We start from the raw sequence: 17,969 nt of genomic DNA, 5'->3' as shown, positions 1-17,969 counted from the left end.
GTGGGCCGAGCGGCATGGATGCCGCGAGAGCCGCCCCCCGCCATGGATGGCGGATGGCGGCGGGCCCACGGAGCGAGACCGGAGTGAAGGAACCCTGAGGAACGAAGGGCCAAACCAGGAGCAAGCACCCTTGGTTACTTGGGGTGCTTTTCCAAGTAACTCGCCGAAGGCGAAACAGTCGAGCCGTTAGGCCGACGCTCTTGATCCTGATCTTGATCTTGATGTGACTCCAAAACCCCGAACTTCTGCGCCCCGCCACCGCTCTACCTGACAAGTCCCCAAACCCGGTCAAACCATGGATCTCGTCATTGCCCGCCCCGAAGGCCTCTACTGCCCGCCCGGTGATTTCTACATCGATCCGTGGCGCCCGGTCGAACGCTCCGTCATCACCCACGCCCACGGCGACCACGCCCGCACCGGCAATGAACACTACCTCGCCGCCGCGCCCGGCGAAGGCATACTGCGCTCCCGACTGGGCCAGGACATCAACCTCCAGACCCTCGCCTATGGTGAAAGCATCACCCACCACGGCGTCAAACTCAGCCTCCACCCGGCCGGCCACGTCCTCGGCTCCGCCCAGGTCCGCCTCGAATACCAGGGCGAAATCTGGGTCGCCTCAGGCGACTACAAAGTCGAACCCGACGGCACCTGCGAACCCTTCGAACCCGTGCGCTGCCACACCTTCATCACCGAATCCACCTTCGGCCTGCCGATCTACCGCTGGCAGCCACAGGCGGAAATCTTCGCCGGCGTCAACGAATGGTGGCGCGCCAACGCCGCCGCCGGCAAAGCCAGCGTCCTGTTCGCCTACTCATTCGGAAAGGCCCAACGCATCCTCCACGGGATTGACCCCAGCATCGGCCCGATCCTCGTCCACGGCGCCGTCGAACCGCTCAACCGCGTCTACCGCGAAGCCGGCGTGCGCATCCCCGAAACCCACTACGCCGGCGACTTCAAAAAAACCGACCCCGCGTTGCGCAGCGCCCTGATCATCGCCCCGCCCTCTGCCGGCGGCAGCACCTGGATGCGCCGCTTCGGCGAATTCAGCGACGCCTTCGCCAGTGGCTGGATGATGCTGCGCGGGACCCGACGTCGGCGCGGCGTCGACCGCGGCTTCGCCCTCTCCGACCACGCCGACTGGCCGGGCTTGCTCTGGGCCATCGAAAACACCGGCGCAGAACGGGTTATGGTTACTCACGGTTCGGTGGCCGTGCTGGTGCGCTACCTGCGGGAACTGGGCCTCGACGCCCAAGGCTTCTCCACCGAATACGGCGACGAAGAAGACGACGCAACGGCCAAGACCGAACCAGCCCCCGAACCCGCATCGACAGGCGAGGCGTCGTCATGAAGGCCTTTGCCGAACTCTATTCAGACCTCGACGCCACCACCTCCAGCAACGCCAAGCTCGCGGCCATGCAAGCGTATTTCAGCAAGGCGGCTCCCGAAGACGCCGCGTGGGCGGTGTACTTCCTGTCTGGCGGACGCCCCCGGCAACTGGTGCCGACGCGCATGTTGCGTGAGCAGGCGCTGCTGCTGTCCGGATTGCCGGAATGGCTGTTCGAGGAGAGTTACCAGGCGGTAGGCGATCTGGCGGAAACACTGTCGCTTTTGCTCCCGAAAGCAGAGCACAGCTCCGAAGAAGGCCTGGCCAGCTGGATGGAAAACCATCTGCTGCCCCTGCGTGGCCTGCCCCCGGAAGAACTGCTTGAGCGCCTGCCGACGTTCTGGTCGCAACTGGACCCGCAAAGCCTGATGGTCTGCCTGAAACTGATCACTGGCAGTTTCCGCGTCGGTGTCTCCAAGCTGCTGGTGACACGGGCCCTCGCCGCCCTGGCCGATATCGACAGCAAGCGCGTGGCCCAGCGACTCGTCGGGTACACCGATCTTTCCCATCGTCCAAGCGCCGACGGGTATCTAAAACTCATCGCCGAAGAGTCGGCCGACGAACACGCCCAACGCGGTGGCCAGCCCTACCCTTTCTTCCTCGCCCACGCGCTGCAGCAGCCGGTCGATCAGTTTGAGAACCTGCTGGGCGCCGCCGAAAACTGGCAGGTGGAATGGAAGTGGGACGGCATTCGCGCCCAAGTGGTCAAGCGTGAAGGTCGCTTGTGGATCTGGTCGCGGGGCGAAGAACTGGTCACGGATCGCTTCCCGGAACTGCACAGCCTGGCTCAATGCCTGCCCGACGGCACGGTGATCGACGGCGAGATCGTCGTCTGGAAAGCCGCGCCCCCTGAGCATCCCGAGGATGGCGAATTTGCCCTGGACACCCCCGCACCGGGCACGCCTGGCGAAGCAACGCCGTCGGTGCAGCCCTTCGCCCTGTTGCAACAGCGGATCGGCCGTAAAACCCTGGGCAAGAAGATTCTGGAAGACGTGCCGGTCGTCGTGCTGGCCTACGACCTGCTGGAATGGGAAGGCCACGATTGGCGCAGTCGCCAGCAACATGAGCGCCGTACACAGATGGAAAAAGTCATCGCCAACGCCCAAAGCCCGGTACTCATGCCATCCCCAGTCCTGACTGGTACCGACTGGCTCGACCTCGGCCGCCAGCGCGAGGCGTCCCGCAGTCTCGGTGTGGAAGGCATGATGCTCAAGGCGCGAGACTCGATGTACGGCGTCGGACGCACCAAGGACATGGGCGTCTGGTGGAAATGGAAAATGGACCCGTTCAGCGTCGACGCGGTGCTGATCTACGCCCAACGCGGTCACGGCCGCCGCGCCAGCCTGTACAGCGACTATACCTTCGCGGTCTGGGACGGCCCGCCGGAGTCCAGCGAACGGACATTGGTGCCCTTCGCCAAAGCGTATTCAGGACTGACCGACGAAGAGATGCGCAAAGTCGATGCAATCATCCGCAAGACCACCGTCGACAAGTTTGGGCCGGTGAGAAGTGTTACCCCGACCCTGGTGTTCGAGTTGGGCTTCGAAGGTATCGCCCTCTCGAAACGGCACAAGAGCGGCATCGCTGTCAGGTTCCCGAGGATGCTGCGGTGGCGGCTGGACAAGCCCGTCGCCGAAGCCGACAGCCTGGCGACGCTCCAGGACCTGCTGGCCTGAGCACCGTCGCGGTGCGCGGGCCTGACTCCAGTCCGCGCGCGATGCACTGAAGTGGAGCGCGCCAACAACCGCGGCCCCTTCGCGACAAGCCCCAGCGGGCGTTTCGAATATCCCCGCTGCCGAAACAAGCCTCGCTGGACACCCCAAAAGCTGCAACTTTTTCGCCCACTCTCAACGAGATACGGCTACTCTGCCGGTGCCTGCGGGGCCTCAAAGAAAGACAAAAGATGGCTCTAAGTCATCATTGCGACAACTCCGTACATTTAAAACGCGCGTTCGTTTGTTTGGTTCGGAAATTGCTGTCTATTTGCGGTCTGGCTTTTGCCGGTAGCAAGCCTTCGCGTGTTCCCAACGCTCAATTTGGTTTTAAGGACTGAACGATGAAAAAAGCATGGCTGACCCTTTCCGCACTCGCCATCTGTCTGGCCGCCGGTAATGCAATGGCCAAGGACTACAAGGAGCTGCGTTTCGGCGTCGATCCTTCCTACGCGCCATTCGAATCCAAAGCCGCCGATGGCAGCCTGGTGGGCTTTGATATCGACCTGGGTAACGCGATCTGCGCTGAACTGAAGGTCAAGTGCAAGTGGGTCGAAAGCGATTTCGACGGCATGATCCCAGGCCTGAAAGCCAAGAAATTCGACGGCGTGATCTCCTCCATGACCGTGACCCCGGCTCGCGAAAAAGTCATCGACTTCTCCAACGAACTGTTCTCCGGTCCTACCTCGCTGGTTTACAAGAAAGGCTCCGGCCTGAGCGCTGACACTGCTTCGCTCAAAGGCAAAACCGTGGGTTACGAGCAAGGCACCATCCAGGAAGCCTACGCCAAAGCCGTCCTGGACAAGGCTGGCGTGAAGACCCAGGCCTATGCCAACCAGGATCAGGTGTATGCCGACCTCGTTTCAGGTCGTCTGGACGCCTCGGTTCAAGACATGCTGCAAGCCGAACTGGGCTTCCTGAAATCGCCACAGGGTGGTGATTACGAAGTCAGCAAGCCAATCGAAGATCCCCTGCTGCCAGCCAAAACAGCCATTGGCATCTCCAAGGGTGACAAGGAGCTGAAAGCGCTGTTGGATAAAGGCATCAAAGCATTGCACGATGACGGCAAGTACGCCGAGATCCAGAAGAAGCACTTCGGCGATCTGAATCTGTACAGCGGTAAATAAGCAAACGGACGCCCGTTGATTTCAGCCAGAATCCGCCGCTGAAGTTCACGGGCGTTTTTATTGACTGTATAGGTTGCACATGTTCGAAACTCTCCTGCAAAACCTGGGACTGTCAGCATTCAGTTTGAAGGGCTTTGGCCCGCTGTTGCTGGAAGGCACCTGGATGACCGTCAAATTATCGGTAATGTCGCTGCTGCTGGCCGTTGTGCTCGGCCTGCTGGGCGCCAGTGCCAAACTGTCCAAAGCAGCCGTGCTGCGCGTCCCGGCCCAGATCTACACCACGCTGATCCGGGGCATACCGGACCTGGTGCTGATGCTGCTGATCTTCTACAGCCTGCAAACATGGCTGACCACGCTCACCGAAGCGATGGAATGGGATTACATCGAGATCGACCCTTTCTCTGCCGGCGTCATCACGTTGGGCTTCATCTATGGCGCGTACTTCACCGAGACCTTCCGCGGCGCGATTCTCGCCGTACCGCGTGGTCAGGTCGAAGCCGCCACAGCCTACGGCCTCAGCCGCTCACAACGGTTTCGCATGGTCGTGTTCCCGCAGATGATGCGCTTCGCCCTGCCCGGCATCGGCAACAACTGGCAAGTGGTGCTCAAGGCCACCGCGCTGGTGTCGATCATCGGTCTGGCCGACCTGGTCAAGGCCGCGCAGGACGCGGGTAAAAGCACGTATCAGCTGTTCTATTTCCTGGTACTCGCGGCACTGATCTATCTGGTCATCACCAGCGTGTCCAACTTCGCCCTGCGCTGGGCCGAGCGGCGTTATGCCGCTGGCAGCCGGGAGGCCCAACGATGATCGAGTTGCTGCAAGAATACTGGCGCGCCTTCCTTTATACGGACGGCCAGAACATCACCGGCCTGGCCATGACGATGTGGCTGCTCAGTGCCTCCATTGCCATCGGTTTTATCGTCTCGATTCCGCTGTCCATCGCACGCGTGTCGCGCAATCCGCTGGTGCGCTGGCCGGTGCAGTTCTACACCTACTTGTTCCGCGGCACGCCGCTGTATATCCAGTTGCTGATTTGCTACACCGGGATCTACAGCATCGCCGCCGTGCGTGAACAGCCGATACTTGATGCGTTCTTCCGTGACGCGATGAACTGCACCATCCTCGCCTTCGCCCTCAACACCTGCGCCTACACGACCGAAATCTTCGCCGGTGCGATTCGCAGCATGAACCACGGCGAAGTCGAGGCGGCCAAGGCTTACGGGCTGACCGGCTGGCGCTTGTACGCCTATGTGATCATGCCGTCGGCACTGCGCCGTTCGCTGCCTTATTACAGCAACGAAGTGATCCTGATGCTGCACTCCACCACCGTGGCCTTCACCGCCACCGTGCCGGACATCCTCAAGGTCGCGCGCGACGCCAACTCGGCCACCTTCCTGACGTTCCAGTCGTTCGGCATCGCGGCGCTGATCTACCTCACGGTCACGTTCATTCTGGTGGGCCTGTTCCGACTGGCTGAACGCCGCTGGCTGGCCTTCCTCGGCCCGACTCACTAGGAACCCTGCATGCGACACCAGACCCATGATCTGCTGGCCCCGGTGCCCGGCACCGCGCGGCAGATCCACAGCTTTCACTACGGCCCGGAAAACGGCGCCTGCAAGGTTTACATCCAGTCGTCCCTGCACGCCGACGAGCTGCCGGGCATGCTGGTGTCCTGGTATTTGAAGCAACGGCTGGCCGAGCTTGAAAACGCCGGTCAATTGCTCGGCGAAGTCGTGGTCGTTCCGGTGGCCAATCCCATCGGTCTGGAGCAGGTCCTGATGGACATGCCCCTGGGCCGCTACGAACTAGAGAGCGGGCAGAACTTCAATCGCCGTTTCGTCGACCTCGGTCAGCAAGTGGGCGATGAAGTCGAAGCGCTGCTGACGGATGACCCCAAGGGCAACGTCACGCTGATTCGCAAAACCCTGCTGGCGGCACTGAACACCTGCGTCGGCAGCACCCAGCTGGAGTCCCAGCGCCAGACGCTGCAACGTCTGGCCTGTGACGCTGATGTGGTGCTGGACCTGCATTGCGATTTCGAATCCGTCGAGCACCTTTACACAACGCCTGAAGCCTGGCCCCAGGTCGAAGCGTTGTCGCGTTATCTCGGCGCACAGGCAAGCCTGCTGGCGACCGATTCCGGCGGGCAGTCGTTCGACGAATGCTTCACGCTGGTCTGGTGGCAACTGCAGCAACGATTTGCCAAGCGCTTTCCGATTCCGCTGGGCAGCTTTTCCGTGACCCTGGAGTTGCGCGGTCAGGGGGATGTCAATCACGCCCTCGCCAGCCGCGACTGTCAGGCGATCATCAGCTACCTGATGCACCACGGCGCCATTGCCGGCGAGCCGGTTGCACCACCCGAACTGATTTACCCGGCGACCCCGCTGGCAGGCGTCGAACCGGTCGCCACGCCTGTCGGTGGTCTGCTGGTGTTCTGCACACTGCCCGGCGAATACGTAGAGGCGGGGCAATTGATCGCTGAGGTCATCGACCCGATCAGCGACGCAGTGACCCCGATCCACACGGCCAACGCTGGCCTTATGTACGCCCGCTCATTGCGACGCATGGCGACTGCCGGCATGGTCATCGCCCATGTCGCCGGCACCGAAGCCTATCGCAGCGGCTACTTACTTTCTCCTTGAGGACTGCCCTTCATGTACAAACTGACCATCGATGGCCTGCATAAAAGCTACGGTGACCACGAGGTGCTCAAAGGGGTGTCGCTGAAGGCCAGTGTCGGCGACGTGATTTGCCTGATCGGCGCCAGCGGCTCGGGCAAGAGCACGTTCCTGCGCTGCATCAATTTTCTTGAGCAACCCAATGACGGCGCCATGAGCCTGGACGGCCAGCCCGTGCGCATGGTCAGCGACGCCGGCGGGATGCGCGTTGCCGACCCGGCCGAACTGCAGCGGATTCGCACGCGGCTGGCGATGGTGTTCCAGCATTTCAACCTGTGGAGCCACATGACGGTGCTGGAAAACATCACCATGGCCCCGCGCCGGGTGCTTGGCGTGTCGAAGGTCGAAGCTGAGGCTCGCGCGCGCAAATACCTGGACAAGGTGGGGCTGCCCGCGCGCGTCGCCGATCAGTACCCGGCGTTTCTGTCCGGCGGCCAACAGCAGCGCGTCGCCATCGCCCGGGCGCTGGCGATGGAACCGGAAATCATGCTGTTCGACGAGCCCACTTCAGCGCTCGACCCTGAGCTGGTCGGCGAAGTCTTGAAAGTGATTCAGGGCCTCGCCGAAGAGGGTCGAACCATGATCCTGGTAACTCACGAAATGGGCTTCGCCCGCAAGGTCGCCAATCAGGTGGTGTTCCTGCATCAGGGCCAGATCGAGGAGATGGGCCACCCGGACGACGTGCTGGGCAGCCCGAAGAGCGAGCGCTTGCAGCAGTTTTTGAGCGGTAATTTGAAATAATTTCGCAGCGTCCTGATCTCCTGCCGCGTTCATTACATTGGCAAATGCAAATCCTGTAGGAGCGACCGGTGTGGCGCTCCACCTTGCCCGCGAAGGCATTCTGTCAGTCAGACTATTTGTTGCTGACCCACTGCATTCGCGAGCAAGGTGGAGCGCCACCCCGGTCGCTCCCACAGGTTCAGCGCCGGGTGATAAATCCCGACCAAACTAAACCCCTCCCCCAGCGGTCTCTGACTTAACCCCTTCCCAGAGCCTGCGCATGCCAAGAGCTGTCAATTTCGCCAAGCGCTGGTTTGCCGAGCGCGGCTGGAAACCCTTCCCCTTCCAGAAAGAAGTCTGGGCCGCCGTCGCCCGCGGCGAGTCGGGCCTCCTGCACGCCAGCACCGGCGCGGGCAAGACGTACTCGGTGTGGTTTGCCGCCCTCAACCAGTTCGCCCGACCTGCGCCCGAGCCCACGGAGCTGAAGCCGCGCAAGCGCAAGCCCGTGGCGGCGCCCCTCAGCGTGTTGTGGATCACGCCCATGCGCGCCCTCGCTGCCGACACCGCCCGCGCACTCGAAGGCCCCCTGCAGGATTTGCAGATCCCGTGGAGCGTCGGCCTGCGCACCGGCGACACCAGCAGCAGCGAACGCGCCAAACAGGGCCGACGCCTGCCCTCCGCGCTGATCACCACGCCGGAGAGCCTGACGCTGCTGCTGACCCGCGCCGATGCCCAGGCGACGATGTCGACGCTGAAGATGGTCGTTGTCGATGAATGGCACGAACTGATTGGCAACAAGCGCGGCATTCAGCTGCAACTGGCGCTGGCAAGGCTGCGTCAGTGGAATCCCGAGCTGGTCATCTGGGGCCTTTCCGCGACCCTCGGCAATCAAGATCACGCGCAACAGGTGCTGGTGGGCGATCACGGCACCACCGTTCACGGCAAAGTGGTCAAGAAATTGATCGTCGACACGTTGCTGCCGCCCTCCATCGAACGCTTCCCCTGGGCCGGACATATGGGGCTGCGCATGCTCCCGCAGGTGCTGGCCGAAGTAGATAGCTGTTCCAGTTGCCTGCTGTTCACCAATACCCGCGCGCAGTCGGAAGTCTGGTATCAGGCGTTGCTGGAGGCACGCCCCGACTGGGCCGGGCTGATCGCGCTGCACCACGGCTCACTCTCCCGCGAGGTCCGCGACTGGGTTGAGCGCGCGTTGAAAGAAGGCCACCTGAAAGCCGTGGTCTGCACCTCAAGCCTCGATTTGGGCGTGGATTTTCTGCCGGTCGAGCGTGTGCTGCAGATCGGTTCGGCCAAGGGCGTCGCGCGGCTTATGCAGCGTGCGGGGCGCTCGGGCCACGCGCCGGGCCGCCCGTCACGGGTAACGCTGGTGCCGACCCATAGCCTGGAGCTGGTCGAAGCTGCCGCTGCCCGCGACGCCGTCGACGCGCGTCTGATTGAACCTCGCGAATCACCCTACAAGCCGCTGGATGTCCTCGTGCAGCATCTGGTGAGCATGGCCCTCGGCGGCGGCTTTATGCCCGACGCGCTACTGGCCGAAGTTCGTACAGCCTGGGCCTATCGCGACCTCACCGACGAAGAGTGGGAATGGGCTTTGGCGTTCGTGCGTTACGGCGGCCTCTCTCTGACGGCTTACCCTGATTACCGACGGGTCGAGCCTGACGAAGACGGCATCTGGCGCGTCCCCGACGCCCGCCTCGCCCGCCGCCACCGCATGAGCGTGGGCACCATCGTCAGTGAAGCCAGCATCAACGTGAAGTATTGGAGCAAGGGCGGCGGAGGCGGATCCCTCGGGAGCGTCGAAGAAGGCTTCATCGCCCGATTGAAACCTGGAGACGGGTTTCTGTTCAGCGGTCGCCTGCTGGAACTGGTGCGCGTGGAGAACATGACCGCGTACGTGAAAAAGGCTACGGGTAAAAAAGCCGCCGTCCCGCGCTGGAATGGCGGACGGATGCCGCTCTCCAACGAACTGGCAGACGCCGTCGTCGAAAAATTCGATGCCGCTGCCCGGGGCGACTTCAGCAGCCCCGAGATGCACATCGTCAGCCCGCTGCTGGAAGTGCAACGGCAATGGTCGGCGTTGCCGCGCAAGGACACGCTGCTGGCAGAAGTTTTGAAGTCCCGCGAGGGCTGGCATTTGTTTTTGTATCCCTTCGCCGGCCGGCATGTGCACTTGGGGCTGGCGAGCCTGCTGGCCTGGCGCCTGAGTCGTGACACGCCGCTGACCTTCTCCATCGCGGTGAACGACTATGGCTTCGAGCTGCTCAGCGCCACGCCCCTCGACTGGAATGAGCGCCTGACGACTCAGCTGTTTTCCGAAGATGAACTGCTGGCCGATATCATTGCCAGCCTGAACGCCGGCGAACTGGCACTGCGCCGCTTTCGCGAAATTGCCCGCATCGCCGGGCTGGTGTTCTCCGGCTACCCTGGCGCGCCGAAGAGCAACCGACAGCTGCAGGCTTCCAGTGGCTTGTTCTTCGAAGTGTTCAAACAGTACGACGCCGGCAACCTGCTGCTGACCCAGGCCCAGGAAGAAGTGCTGCGGCAGGAACTCGATGTCGCCCGTCTTGAACAGACCCTCAGCCGGATCAACAACCGAACCCTGGATTTGCACGTGATCAAACGCCCCACCCCGATGGCCTTCCCGCTGCTGGTCGAACGCATGCGCGAAAGCCTCAGCACCGAAAAACTCTCCGACCGTATTGCACGCATGGTCAGCGACCTCGAAAAAGCCGCCGGGCCTGAGGTCATGACGTGAGGCCGTATCTTTCGATTCAGCTGGCAGGCGCGGAGCTATGGTTGCTGGCGGACAAAGCCATCTACTACCCGGCCGAGCGTGCGTTGTTGATTGCCGACGCCCACTTTGGCAAGGCCGCTGCCTACCGACGACTGGGTCAGCCAGTGCCCCATGGCACCACCGACGATAACCTTCAGCGCCTGGATGCACTGCTGGCGAGCTATGACTGCGAGCGGTTGATCTTTCTGGGGGACTTTCTTCACGCCCCGGAATCCCATGCGGCCGGCACGCTGTCGGCCATTCAGGCATGGCGGGACAAACATCATGGTCTGGCGATCACCTTGATCCGGGGAAACCACGATAAGCGTGCAGGTGATCCGCCGCCGGAACTGCGCATTGAAGTGGTCGAGGAACCCATGTTTATGGGGCCCTATGCCCTTCAGCACGAACCTGACCCGCACCCTGATTTTCACGTCCTGGCGGGCCATGTGCATCCGGCCTACCGGCTGTACGGACGAGGACGTCAGCGCTTGCGATTGCCGTGCTTTTACGTGATGCCACGCGTCAGTCTGCTGCCAGCATTCGGCGCTTTCACAGGGGGCATGAATATTGATCGGGCTGAGAACAGCAAGATTTATGTGGTGGGGGATGGGGCGGTGTGGGAGGCGGTTTGAATCGGGAGAACGGCGGGATCAATCATGAAAGAGATGGCGACAAGCGCCCCTAAAGCGCAGGGCCAGGCGCGACACTGAACAGCCCCGCCGATGCTGAGGCACCGACGGGACTTGAATCAGGCAACCGGTGCGGGTGGTGGCTCGTCCGGTATTGTCGGCACGCCGCCTTCGTCAGGCTGAGGGTACTCGTTTGGACTGTCTGGGTCTGGCTGCCCGGGAATGCCCCCGGCGACCATATTATTGAGGTGTGGATGCGCTAACAGCGACCAAGCCAGCAAACCAACCTGATTGGCACTCGGGTCGGGTTCCTTGCTGCTGGTGTTGATGTGTCTCTTCATAGGGCACTCCTGAGCGTTGGCCCCACCCGCATGGTGCGGATGGGAACAGTTCAGTCAATAGAGTGCGAATTGCGAGACAAATTCAGTGCCTGGCTGACAAATGGCGCGATTAGGTACGGGGCAGCGTCACACCGCGCTGGCCTTGGTACTTGCCACCACGGTCCTTGTAGGACACTTCACACTCTTCGTCGGATTCCAGAAAGAGCATCTGTGCGACGCCTTCATTGGCGTAGATCTTCGCCGGCAGCGTGGTGGTGTTGGAGAATTCCAGGGTCACGTGCCCTTCCCATTCAGGCTCAAGGGGCGTCACGTTGACGATGATGCCGCAGCGCGCATAGGTGCTTTTGCCAAGGCAGATGGTCAGCACATTACGCGGAATGCGGAAATATTCGACGGTGCGTGCCAGTGCGAATGAGTTCGGCGGGATGATGCAAACGTCGCTTTTGATGTCTACAAAACTTTTTTCGTCGAAGTTTTTGGGGTCGACGGTGGCCGAATTGATGTTGGTGAACACCTTGAATTCGTCGGCGCAACGCACGTCATAGCCGTAGCTGGAAACACCGAAAGAGATCACTCGATCCGCGCCTTCGCCGCGCACCTGACGCTCCACGAACGGCTCGATCATGCCGTGTTCCTGCGCCATGCGGCGAATCCACTTGTCCGATTTGATGCTCATGGCGGTGTCCTGAATAGCGAGGTGAAAAAGATGTCCGGCATCTTACCGGTCGAACGCCCCGGGTTCAAAGATTGCGCACCGCGTGCATTAACGGCGTTGAGCCACCTCAAGAAAAAATCGTAGACAGCCCCTTTGCACATCCGAGAAAAAGGGGTAAGGTGGCTCCACTGTGTTGCTTGTGTCACTGAGAATATCTACACGATGTTGAATTTCGATCCAACCATCTCCAAGAATTTTTCCTGCTCTTTGCACTCAGTCTCGGCCAGGGCACTTCCTGAGTCGCAGTTAACTTTGTCCAAGGAGATACACCATGTCTAATCGCCAAACTGGTACCGTTAAGTGGTTCAACGATGAAAAAGGCTTCGGCTTCATCACTCCACAATCGGGTGACGACCTGTTCGTTCACTTCAAAGCTATCCAATCTGACGGCTTCAAAAGCCTGAAAGAAGGCCAACAGGTCTCTTTCATCGCTACCCGCGGTCAGAAAGGCATGCAAGCTGAAGAAGTTCAAGTTATCTAACTTGTACTGATTAGCTTAAAAAACCCCGCCCTCAAAAGCGGGGTTTTTTTATGCCTGTAGAAAGGGCATTTCTGCACATCCCGCCTGCAACCTTTGCCTCAATACTTACTACCGCGACATGCCTAGCATCAGGCACATCGCGTCTCCAGCCTTACGCCTCAGCGCATCAGTCGTCGCTCACAGAGATGCTCGGCATCTCCGCAGTAGCAGCTTCCTGCAGCACGATCCGCGCGCCGACATGACGCGCCAGCTCCTGATACACCATCGCAATCTGACTCTCAGGCTCGGCAATCGCCGTTGGCTTGCCACCATCGGCCTGCTCTCTGATGAGCATGGACAGTGGCAGCGAGGCCAGCAGCTCGACGCCATATTGCGTCGCCAGCTTTTCTCCTCCGCCTTCGCCAAACAGATGCTCGGCATGACCGCAGTTCGAGCAGATATGCACGGCCATGTTTTCAACGACACCCAGCACCGGGATGTTGACCTTGCGGAACATCTCCACACCTTTCTTCGCATCCAGCAATGCAAGATCCTGCGGGGTCGTGACGATCACAGCGCCCGCGACCGGGACTTTCTGGGCGAGGGTCAGCTGGATATCGCCGGTGCCTGGCGGCATATCGATGACCAGGTAATCCAGATCATTCCAGGCGGTCTGGGTCACCAGTTGCAACAGTGCCCCCGATACCATCGGCCCTCTCCAGACCATCGGCGTGTTGTCGTCGGTCAGAAACGCCATCGACATCACTTCGATGCCGTGGGCTTCGATTGGTACGAACCACTTCTGATCCTTGATCTTCGGACGGGTGCCTTCGGCGATACCGAACATAACGCCCTGGCTCGGACCATAGATATCGGCATCAAGAATGCCAACGCGCGCGCCTTCCCGGGACAGCGCCAGCGCAAGGTTGGCAGCGGTCGTGGATTTACCGACGCCGCCTTTGCCCGACGCAACGGCCACGATGTTCTTCACATTGGCCAGGCCGGGGATCTGACCAAGGGCTTTGTGAGGGTGAATGACCGAGGCGATCCGGACACTGGCCGATGCGACGCCATCCAGCCCTTCAATCGCCATCTGCAGCATCTGCGCCCAGCCGTTCTTGAACAGCGCGGCCGCGTAACCCAGTTCCAGCTGGACACTCACGCGGTCACCGTCGATATCGATGGCGCGGACACAACCGGCGCTGACCGGGTCCTGATTCAAGTAAGGATCGGTGTACTGGCGAAGGACGGCTTCCACCGTTGCGCGATTGACAGCGCTCATGGGTGACTCCCTATAAAGACTGACTAAAACAGGCGGCCATCCTACCTTGTATGCCTGATAAAGAACGCAACGACGTTTCCTTTCAAGCAGATCGGCAGATTCCGACATGCAGCGCGGGATGAAAAAAAACGCTCAGGCCTTTATAGTGGCCGACCTCCGTTTCACTTCAAGTAGCCGAGCCCAATGTCCGAGCCACGCAAGATTCTCGTCACCAGCGCCCTGCCCTATGCCAATGGTTCCATTCACCTTGGCCACATGCTCGAGTACATCCAGACCGACATGTGGGTGCGCTTTCAAAAGCACCGCGGCAACCAGTGCATTTACGTGTGCGCGGACGACGCCCATGGTTCGGCGATCATGCTGCGCGCCGAGAAGGAAGGCATAACGCCGGAGCAACTCATTGCCAACGTGCAGGCCGAGCACAGCGCCGACTTCGCTGACTTCCTGGTGGATTTCGACAACTTCCATTCGACCCACGCCGAAGAAAACCGCGAGTTGTCGAGCGAGATCTACAAGCGCCTTCGCGACGCCGGGCACATCGCTACGCGCTCCGTGACGCAATATTTCGACCCGGAAAAGAAAATGTTCCTGGCCGACCGCTTCATCAAAGGCACCTGCCCGAAATGCGGCACTGAAGACCAGTACGGCGACAACTGCGAGAAGTGCGGTGCGACCTACGCCCCGACTGACCTGAAAGACCCAAAGTCCGCGATTTCCGGTGCAACCCCGGTACTCCGGGATTCGAAGCATTTCTTCTTCGACCTGCCGGCGTTCGACGCCATGCTCAAGAGCTGGACGCGAAGCGGCACGTTGCAGGACGCCGTGGCTAACAAAATCGCCGAATGGCTCGATTCCGGCCTGCAGCAGTGGGACATCTCCCGCGATGCGCCGTATTTCGGCTTCGAGATCCCCGACGAGCCGGGCAAATATTTCTACGTGTGGCTGGATGCTCCCATCGGCTACATGGCGAGCTTCAAGAATCTGTGCGCGCGCCGCCCGGAACTGGACTTCGATGCGTTCTGGCGCAAGGATTCGACCACTGAGCTTTACCACTTCATCGGCAAGGACATCGTCAACTTCCATGCGCTGTTCTGGCCAGCGATGCTTGAAGGCTCAGGGTTCCGCAAGCCTACCGCCATCAACGTTCACGGCTACCTGACCGTCAATGGCCAGAAGATGTCGAAGTCCCGCGGCACCTTCATCAAGGCACGCACCTACCTTGAGCACCTGTCGCCTGAATACCTGCGCTATTACTACGCGGCCAAGCTGGGCCGTGGCGTCGACGATCTCGACCTGAACCTTGAAGACTTCGTGCAGAAGGTCAACTCTGACCTGATCGGCAAGGTGGTCAACATCGCCAGCCGTTGCGCGGGCTTCATCCAGAAGGGCAACGCAGGTTTGCTGGTGGCCGGCAATGCCGAGCCCGAACTGACCGACGCCTTCCACGCAGCAGCGCCAAGCATTGCCGACGCCTACGAGGCACGTGACTTTGCCCGGGCGATGCGCGAAATCATGGCGCTGGCCGACCGCGCCAATGCCTGGATCGCCGACAAGGCGCCTTGGTCGCTGGCCAAGCAGGAAGGTAAACAGGATGAGGTTCAGGCGATCTGCGCGCTGGGCATCAACCTGTTCCGTCAACTGGTGATCTTCCTCAAGCCTGTGCTGCCGAATCTGGCTGCGGACGCCGAGCAGTTCCTCAATGTCGCGCCACTGACCTGGGATGACCACCAGACGCTGCTGAGCAATCATCAGCTCAACCCGTTCCAACCGCTGATGACCCGCATCGACCCTGTAAAAGTGGAAGCCATGACCGACGCATCGAAAGAAGACCTGGCCGCCAGCGCCACCGACACTGGCGCGGCAACTCAAGGCAACGGCGAGCTGACGAAAGACCCGCTCTCGCCGGAGATCGACTTCGACGCCTTCGCGGCGATCGACCTGCGTGTCGCGCTGATCGAAAAAGCCGAGCACGTCGAAGGCGCCGACAAGCTGTTGCGCCTGACGCTGGATATCGGCGACGAGAAGCGCAATGTCTTCTCCGGCATCAAGAGCGCCTACCCGAAACCGGCGGAGCTGGAGGGTCGGTTGACCATGATGATCGCCAACCTGAAGCCGCGGAAAATGCGCTTCGGTATTTCCGAAGGCATGGTGATGGCAGCGGGCCCTGGCGGTGAAGAGATTTACCTGCTGAGCCCTGACAGCGGCGCCAAGCCCGGCCAGCGCATCAAGTAACCCGACCCCAAACGCAACATTCTGCACGTTATCGGCGGCCCGCTCGGGCCGTCGATCTGGTCCAAGCATGAGCCTGATTCAGCGCATCGACGCCCTGCTGCCGCAAACCCAGTGTGGGAAATGCGGCCACCCAGGCTGCCAGCCCTATGCCGAAGGCATTGCCAGCGGCGAAGCCATCAACAAGTGTCCACCCGGTGGCGTCGAGACCATCGCGGCACTGGCTCGACTGCTGAATGTGCCGGTCCTGCAACTGGACATCGAACGAGGCAGCGCGCCGGCGCAAGTTGCGTTTATTCGCGAGGCCGAGTGCATCGGTTGCACCAAATGCATCCAGGCCTGCCCGGTGGACGCGATCGTCGGCGCCGCCAAGCTGATGCACACCGTCATCGTTCAGGAATGCACCGGCTGTGACCTGTGCGTTGCCCCCTGCCCGGTCGACTGCATCGACATGCTGCCGCTGCCAGTGGCCTCGATTCCTTTCATTGGCGATTCTGCGATGGATGATGCACAGCGATCAGCGAGAGCCGTCAAACGCATTCGCGCACGGCAACGCTTTGACGCGCGCTCGGCCCGCCTGCAGCGCGATGAACAGCGACGGCAGGCTGAGCGCCAGGCTCGCCAGCTACGGGCTGCCACCCCTGCCGCTATCCAGCCGGATCCGGCGCAAGCCGCACTGGCCCGCATTCGCTCGGCACCTTCGACGGGCGGCGACGCTGCGTTGAAACAGGCACGCGCCCAGGTCGCCATGAGCAGAGCTCAACTGCTGAAGTCGCTGAAAGCCTTTGGTCACCCGCCGATTGCCGAACAAGCCGCACAACTTGTGCAGTTGCAACGCGGCCTCGACGAAGCAGAGCACGCGCTCGCCCAATTGCAGGACTCGGCGCCCCTGGCACCGTCTTCTCAGGAAACGTCTACCCCATGAACGCCGCCAAACGTCTTGAAATCTTTCGTCGTTTGCACGAAGACAATCCCGATCCTAAAACGGAACTGGCCTATACCACGCCGTTCGAGCTCCTGATCGCTGTGATTCTCTCGGCGCAAGCGACCGATGTCAGCGTCAACAAGGCCACGGCGCGTCTGTACCCTGTGGCCAATACGCCTGAGGCGATTTACGCGTTGGGCGTCGAGGGTTTGTCTGCCTATATCAGGACCATCGGCCTGTACAACAGCAAGGCGCGGAACGTGATCGAGACGTGCCGCCTGCTGATTGAACTGCACGGAGGGGATGTGCCGCAAACCCGAGAGGCCCTTGAAGCCCTTCCCGGCGTGGGCCGCAAAACCGCGAACGTGGTCCTGAACACCGCATTTCGCCAGTTGGCGATGGCGGTCGACACGCACATCTTCCGGGTGAGTAACCGCACCGGAATCGCGCCCGGGAAGAATGTGGTGGAAGTTGAAAACAAACTGATGAAGTTCGTGCCCAGGGACTACCTCATGGATGCACACCACTGGCTGATCCTTCACGGCCGTTACGTGTGTATCGCGCGCAAGCCCCGGTGTGGCAGCTGCCGGATCGAGGACCTGTGCGAGTACAAGGTGAAGACCTCTGACGATTGAACGATAGCTTCGCCGGGCTTCAATCGATTAAAAAAATCTTTTTTACCCGCGCGGGGTTTGTCGCTATAAGGAGCGCCAACGACTGTTCACGCCTGAGGCTGAATCATGAGCGATGAAAAAGACACCCTCGAAGTGGATGACGACTTCGTCACCGAAGAGCCGGAAGAAGCCCTGCCCGTCCCGGTAGAGACCGCCAAGACCAACCTCAGCAAGCGCCGCACCATCGATAACCTGCTGGAAGAGCGTCGCCTGCAAAGGCAGCTTGCAGACTACGATTTCGATTTCTGAACACTGCTTGAAATGCTCTGCCTCAAGGCCTCTCCCTGCAGAGAGGCCT

The 17,969-nt window shown here is 60.9% G+C and carries 16 protein-coding genes and 1 pseudogene; 14 read left to right on the top strand and 3 right to left on the bottom strand.

Annotated features, from left to right (window positions below; genetic code table 11):
- Positions 1–295: 295 nt before the first annotated feature.
- From ACYAR8_RS12735 to pdeM, 9 genes are all read left to right on the top strand, one after another.
- Entirely contained in the window at positions 296–1,348 is a 1,053-nt protein-coding gene (locus ACYAR8_RS12735; RefSeq protein WP_463580073.1) for a ligase-associated DNA damage response exonuclease, read from the top strand.
- On the top strand, positions 1,345–3,060 hold the full coding sequence (locus ACYAR8_RS12730) for an ATP-dependent DNA ligase (RefSeq protein WP_463580072.1): 1,716 nt from the start codon (positions 1,345–1,347) through the stop codon (positions 3,058–3,060). The genes ACYAR8_RS12735 and ACYAR8_RS12730 overlap by 4 nt, the downstream gene beginning before the upstream one ends.
- 380 nt (positions 3,061–3,440) lie before the next feature.
- Positions 3,441–4,223: a transporter substrate-binding domain-containing protein gene (locus tag ACYAR8_RS12725; protein WP_463580071.1), complete on the top strand. Its 783-nt coding sequence runs from the start codon at positions 3,441–3,443 to the stop codon at positions 4,221–4,223.
- A 79-nt stretch (positions 4,224–4,302) separates the two neighbouring features.
- Positions 4,303–5,031: an ABC transporter permease gene (locus ACYAR8_RS12720; RefSeq protein WP_463580070.1), complete on the top strand. Its 729-nt coding sequence runs from the start codon at positions 4,303–4,305 to the stop codon at positions 5,029–5,031.
- Complete coding sequence (locus ACYAR8_RS12715) at positions 5,028–5,738, top strand: ABC transporter permease (RefSeq protein WP_463580069.1); 711 nt, start codon at positions 5,028–5,030, stop codon at positions 5,736–5,738. The genes ACYAR8_RS12720 and ACYAR8_RS12715 overlap by 4 nt, the downstream gene beginning before the upstream one ends.
- Before the next feature lie 9 nt (positions 5,739–5,747).
- Positions 5,748–6,866 (top strand): succinylglutamate desuccinylase/aspartoacylase family protein, encoded by a 1,119-nt coding sequence (locus ACYAR8_RS12710; RefSeq protein WP_463580068.1) that lies wholly within the window; start codon positions 5,748–5,750, stop codon positions 6,864–6,866.
- 12 nt (positions 6,867–6,878) lie between these two features.
- The gene (locus tag ACYAR8_RS12705) at positions 6,879–7,643 is read left to right on the top strand and encodes an ABC transporter ATP-binding protein (protein WP_037012269.1); all 765 of its coding nucleotides are present in this window, start codon (positions 6,879–6,881) and stop codon (positions 7,641–7,643) included.
- A gap of 259 nt (positions 7,644–7,902) precedes the next feature.
- Complete coding sequence (locus ACYAR8_RS12700; protein WP_463580067.1) at positions 7,903–10,395, top strand: ligase-associated DNA damage response DEXH box helicase; 2,493 nt, start codon at positions 7,903–7,905, stop codon at positions 10,393–10,395.
- The gene (gene pdeM / locus ACYAR8_RS12695) at positions 10,392–11,048 is read left to right on the top strand and encodes a ligase-associated DNA damage response endonuclease PdeM (protein WP_108122175.1); all 657 of its coding nucleotides are present in this window, start codon (positions 10,392–10,394) and stop codon (positions 11,046–11,048) included. The genes ACYAR8_RS12700 and pdeM overlap by 4 nt, the downstream gene beginning before the upstream one ends.
- A gap of 116 nt (positions 11,049–11,164) precedes the next feature.
- Here pdeM and ACYAR8_RS12690 read toward each other — a convergent pair whose 3' ends face one another.
- Both ACYAR8_RS12690 and dcd read right to left on the bottom strand, forming a co-directional pair.
- Complete coding sequence (locus tag ACYAR8_RS12690) at positions 11,165–11,386, bottom strand: hypothetical protein (protein WP_074889014.1); 222 nt, start codon at positions 11,384–11,386, stop codon at positions 11,165–11,167.
- A 109-nt stretch (positions 11,387–11,495) separates the two neighbouring features.
- A complete protein-coding gene (gene dcd, locus ACYAR8_RS12685) occupies positions 11,496–12,062 on the bottom strand; it encodes a dCTP deaminase (protein WP_002554836.1) in 567 nt (188 codons plus the stop codon).
- Between the two features lie 310 nt (positions 12,063–12,372).
- On the opposite strand from dcd, the gene ACYAR8_RS12680 reads away from it, so the two are divergent.
- The gene (locus tag ACYAR8_RS12680) at positions 12,373–12,582 is read left to right on the top strand and encodes a cold-shock protein (RefSeq protein WP_002554837.1); all 210 of its coding nucleotides are present in this window, start codon (positions 12,373–12,375) and stop codon (positions 12,580–12,582) included.
- A 166-nt stretch (positions 12,583–12,748) separates the two neighbouring features.
- Here ACYAR8_RS12680 and apbC read toward each other — a convergent pair whose 3' ends face one another.
- The gene (gene apbC / locus ACYAR8_RS12675) at positions 12,749–13,843 is read right to left on the bottom strand and encodes an iron-sulfur cluster carrier protein ApbC (RefSeq protein ID WP_074889008.1); all 1,095 of its coding nucleotides are present in this window, start codon (positions 13,841–13,843) and stop codon (positions 12,749–12,751) included.
- A 183-nt stretch (positions 13,844–14,026) separates the two neighbouring features.
- Here apbC and metG point away from each other — a divergent pair, with 183 nt between their 5' ends.
- The 4 genes and pseudogenes from metG to ACYAR8_RS12655 all read left to right on the top strand — a co-directional run bounded on the left by metG (position 14,027) and on the right by ACYAR8_RS12655 (position 17,920).
- Positions 14,027–16,075, top strand: a complete 2,049-nt coding sequence (gene metG, locus ACYAR8_RS12670; RefSeq protein WP_463580066.1) for a methionine--tRNA ligase — start codon at positions 14,027–14,029, stop codon at positions 16,073–16,075.
- A 67-nt stretch (positions 16,076–16,142) separates the two neighbouring features.
- Positions 16,143–16,970: pseudogene (gene rsxB, locus ACYAR8_RS12665) on the top strand (electron transport complex subunit RsxB); the annotation flags it as partial.
- 23 nt (positions 16,971–16,993) lie between these two features.
- Positions 16,994–17,632, top strand: a complete 639-nt coding sequence (gene nth / locus ACYAR8_RS12660; RefSeq protein WP_463580065.1) for an endonuclease III — start codon at positions 16,994–16,996, stop codon at positions 17,630–17,632.
- Positions 17,633–17,737: 105 nt separating this feature from the next.
- Positions 17,738–17,920 carry a PA3496 family putative envelope integrity protein gene (locus ACYAR8_RS12655; protein WP_074888998.1) on the top strand — a complete coding sequence of 61 codons (183 nt, stop codon included), beginning with the start codon at positions 17,738–17,740 and terminating at the stop codon, positions 17,918–17,920.
- The last annotated feature ends 49 nt before the right edge of the window (positions 17,921–17,969 follow it).

This window comes from Pseudomonas sp. HP_01, from assembly GCF_055284355.1.
Note: the sequence above shows the minus strand (reverse complement) of the source record. Positions and strands in the feature narration are given on the sequence as shown.

Bases quoted from the DNA above. Each gene is read 5' to 3' on its own strand.
- ACYAR8_RS12730 (WP_463580072.1), top strand. From the start codon at position 1,345: ATGAAGGCCTTTGCCGAACTCTATTCAGACCTCGACGCCACCACCTCC.
- metG (WP_463580066.1), top strand. From the start codon at position 14,027: ATGTCCGAGCCACGCAAGATTCTCGTCACCAGCGCCCTGCCCTATGCC.
- ACYAR8_RS12655 (WP_074888998.1), top strand. From the start codon at position 17,738: ATGAGCGATGAAAAAGACACCCTCGAAGTGGATGACGACTTCGTCACC.
- nth (WP_463580065.1), top strand. From the start codon at position 16,994: ATGAACGCCGCCAAACGTCTTGAAATCTTTCGTCGTTTGCACGAAGAC.
- ACYAR8_RS12720 (WP_463580070.1), top strand. From the start codon at position 4,303: ATGTTCGAAACTCTCCTGCAAAACCTGGGACTGTCAGCATTCAGTTTG.
- ACYAR8_RS12710 (WP_463580068.1), top strand. From the start codon at position 5,748: ATGCGACACCAGACCCATGATCTGCTGGCCCCGGTGCCCGGCACCGCG.
- apbC (WP_074889008.1), bottom strand. From the start codon at position 13,843: ATGAGCGCTGTCAATCGCGCAACGGTGGAAGCCGTCCTTCGCCAGTAC.
- ACYAR8_RS12735 (WP_463580073.1), top strand. From the start codon at position 296: ATGGATCTCGTCATTGCCCGCCCCGAAGGCCTCTACTGCCCGCCCGGT.
- ACYAR8_RS12705 (WP_037012269.1), top strand. From the start codon at position 6,879: ATGTACAAACTGACCATCGATGGCCTGCATAAAAGCTACGGTGACCAC.
- ACYAR8_RS12700 (WP_463580067.1), top strand. From the start codon at position 7,903: ATGCCAAGAGCTGTCAATTTCGCCAAGCGCTGGTTTGCCGAGCGCGGC.
- dcd (WP_002554836.1), bottom strand. From the start codon at position 12,062: ATGAGCATCAAATCGGACAAGTGGATTCGCCGCATGGCGCAGGAACAC.
- ACYAR8_RS12680 (WP_002554837.1), top strand. From the start codon at position 12,373: ATGTCTAATCGCCAAACTGGTACCGTTAAGTGGTTCAACGATGAAAAA.
- ACYAR8_RS12725 (WP_463580071.1), top strand. From the start codon at position 3,441: ATGAAAAAAGCATGGCTGACCCTTTCCGCACTCGCCATCTGTCTGGCC.
- ACYAR8_RS12715 (WP_463580069.1), top strand. From the start codon at position 5,028: ATGATCGAGTTGCTGCAAGAATACTGGCGCGCCTTCCTTTATACGGAC.
- ACYAR8_RS12690 (WP_074889014.1), bottom strand. From the start codon at position 11,386: ATGAAGAGACACATCAACACCAGCAGCAAGGAACCCGACCCGAGTGCC.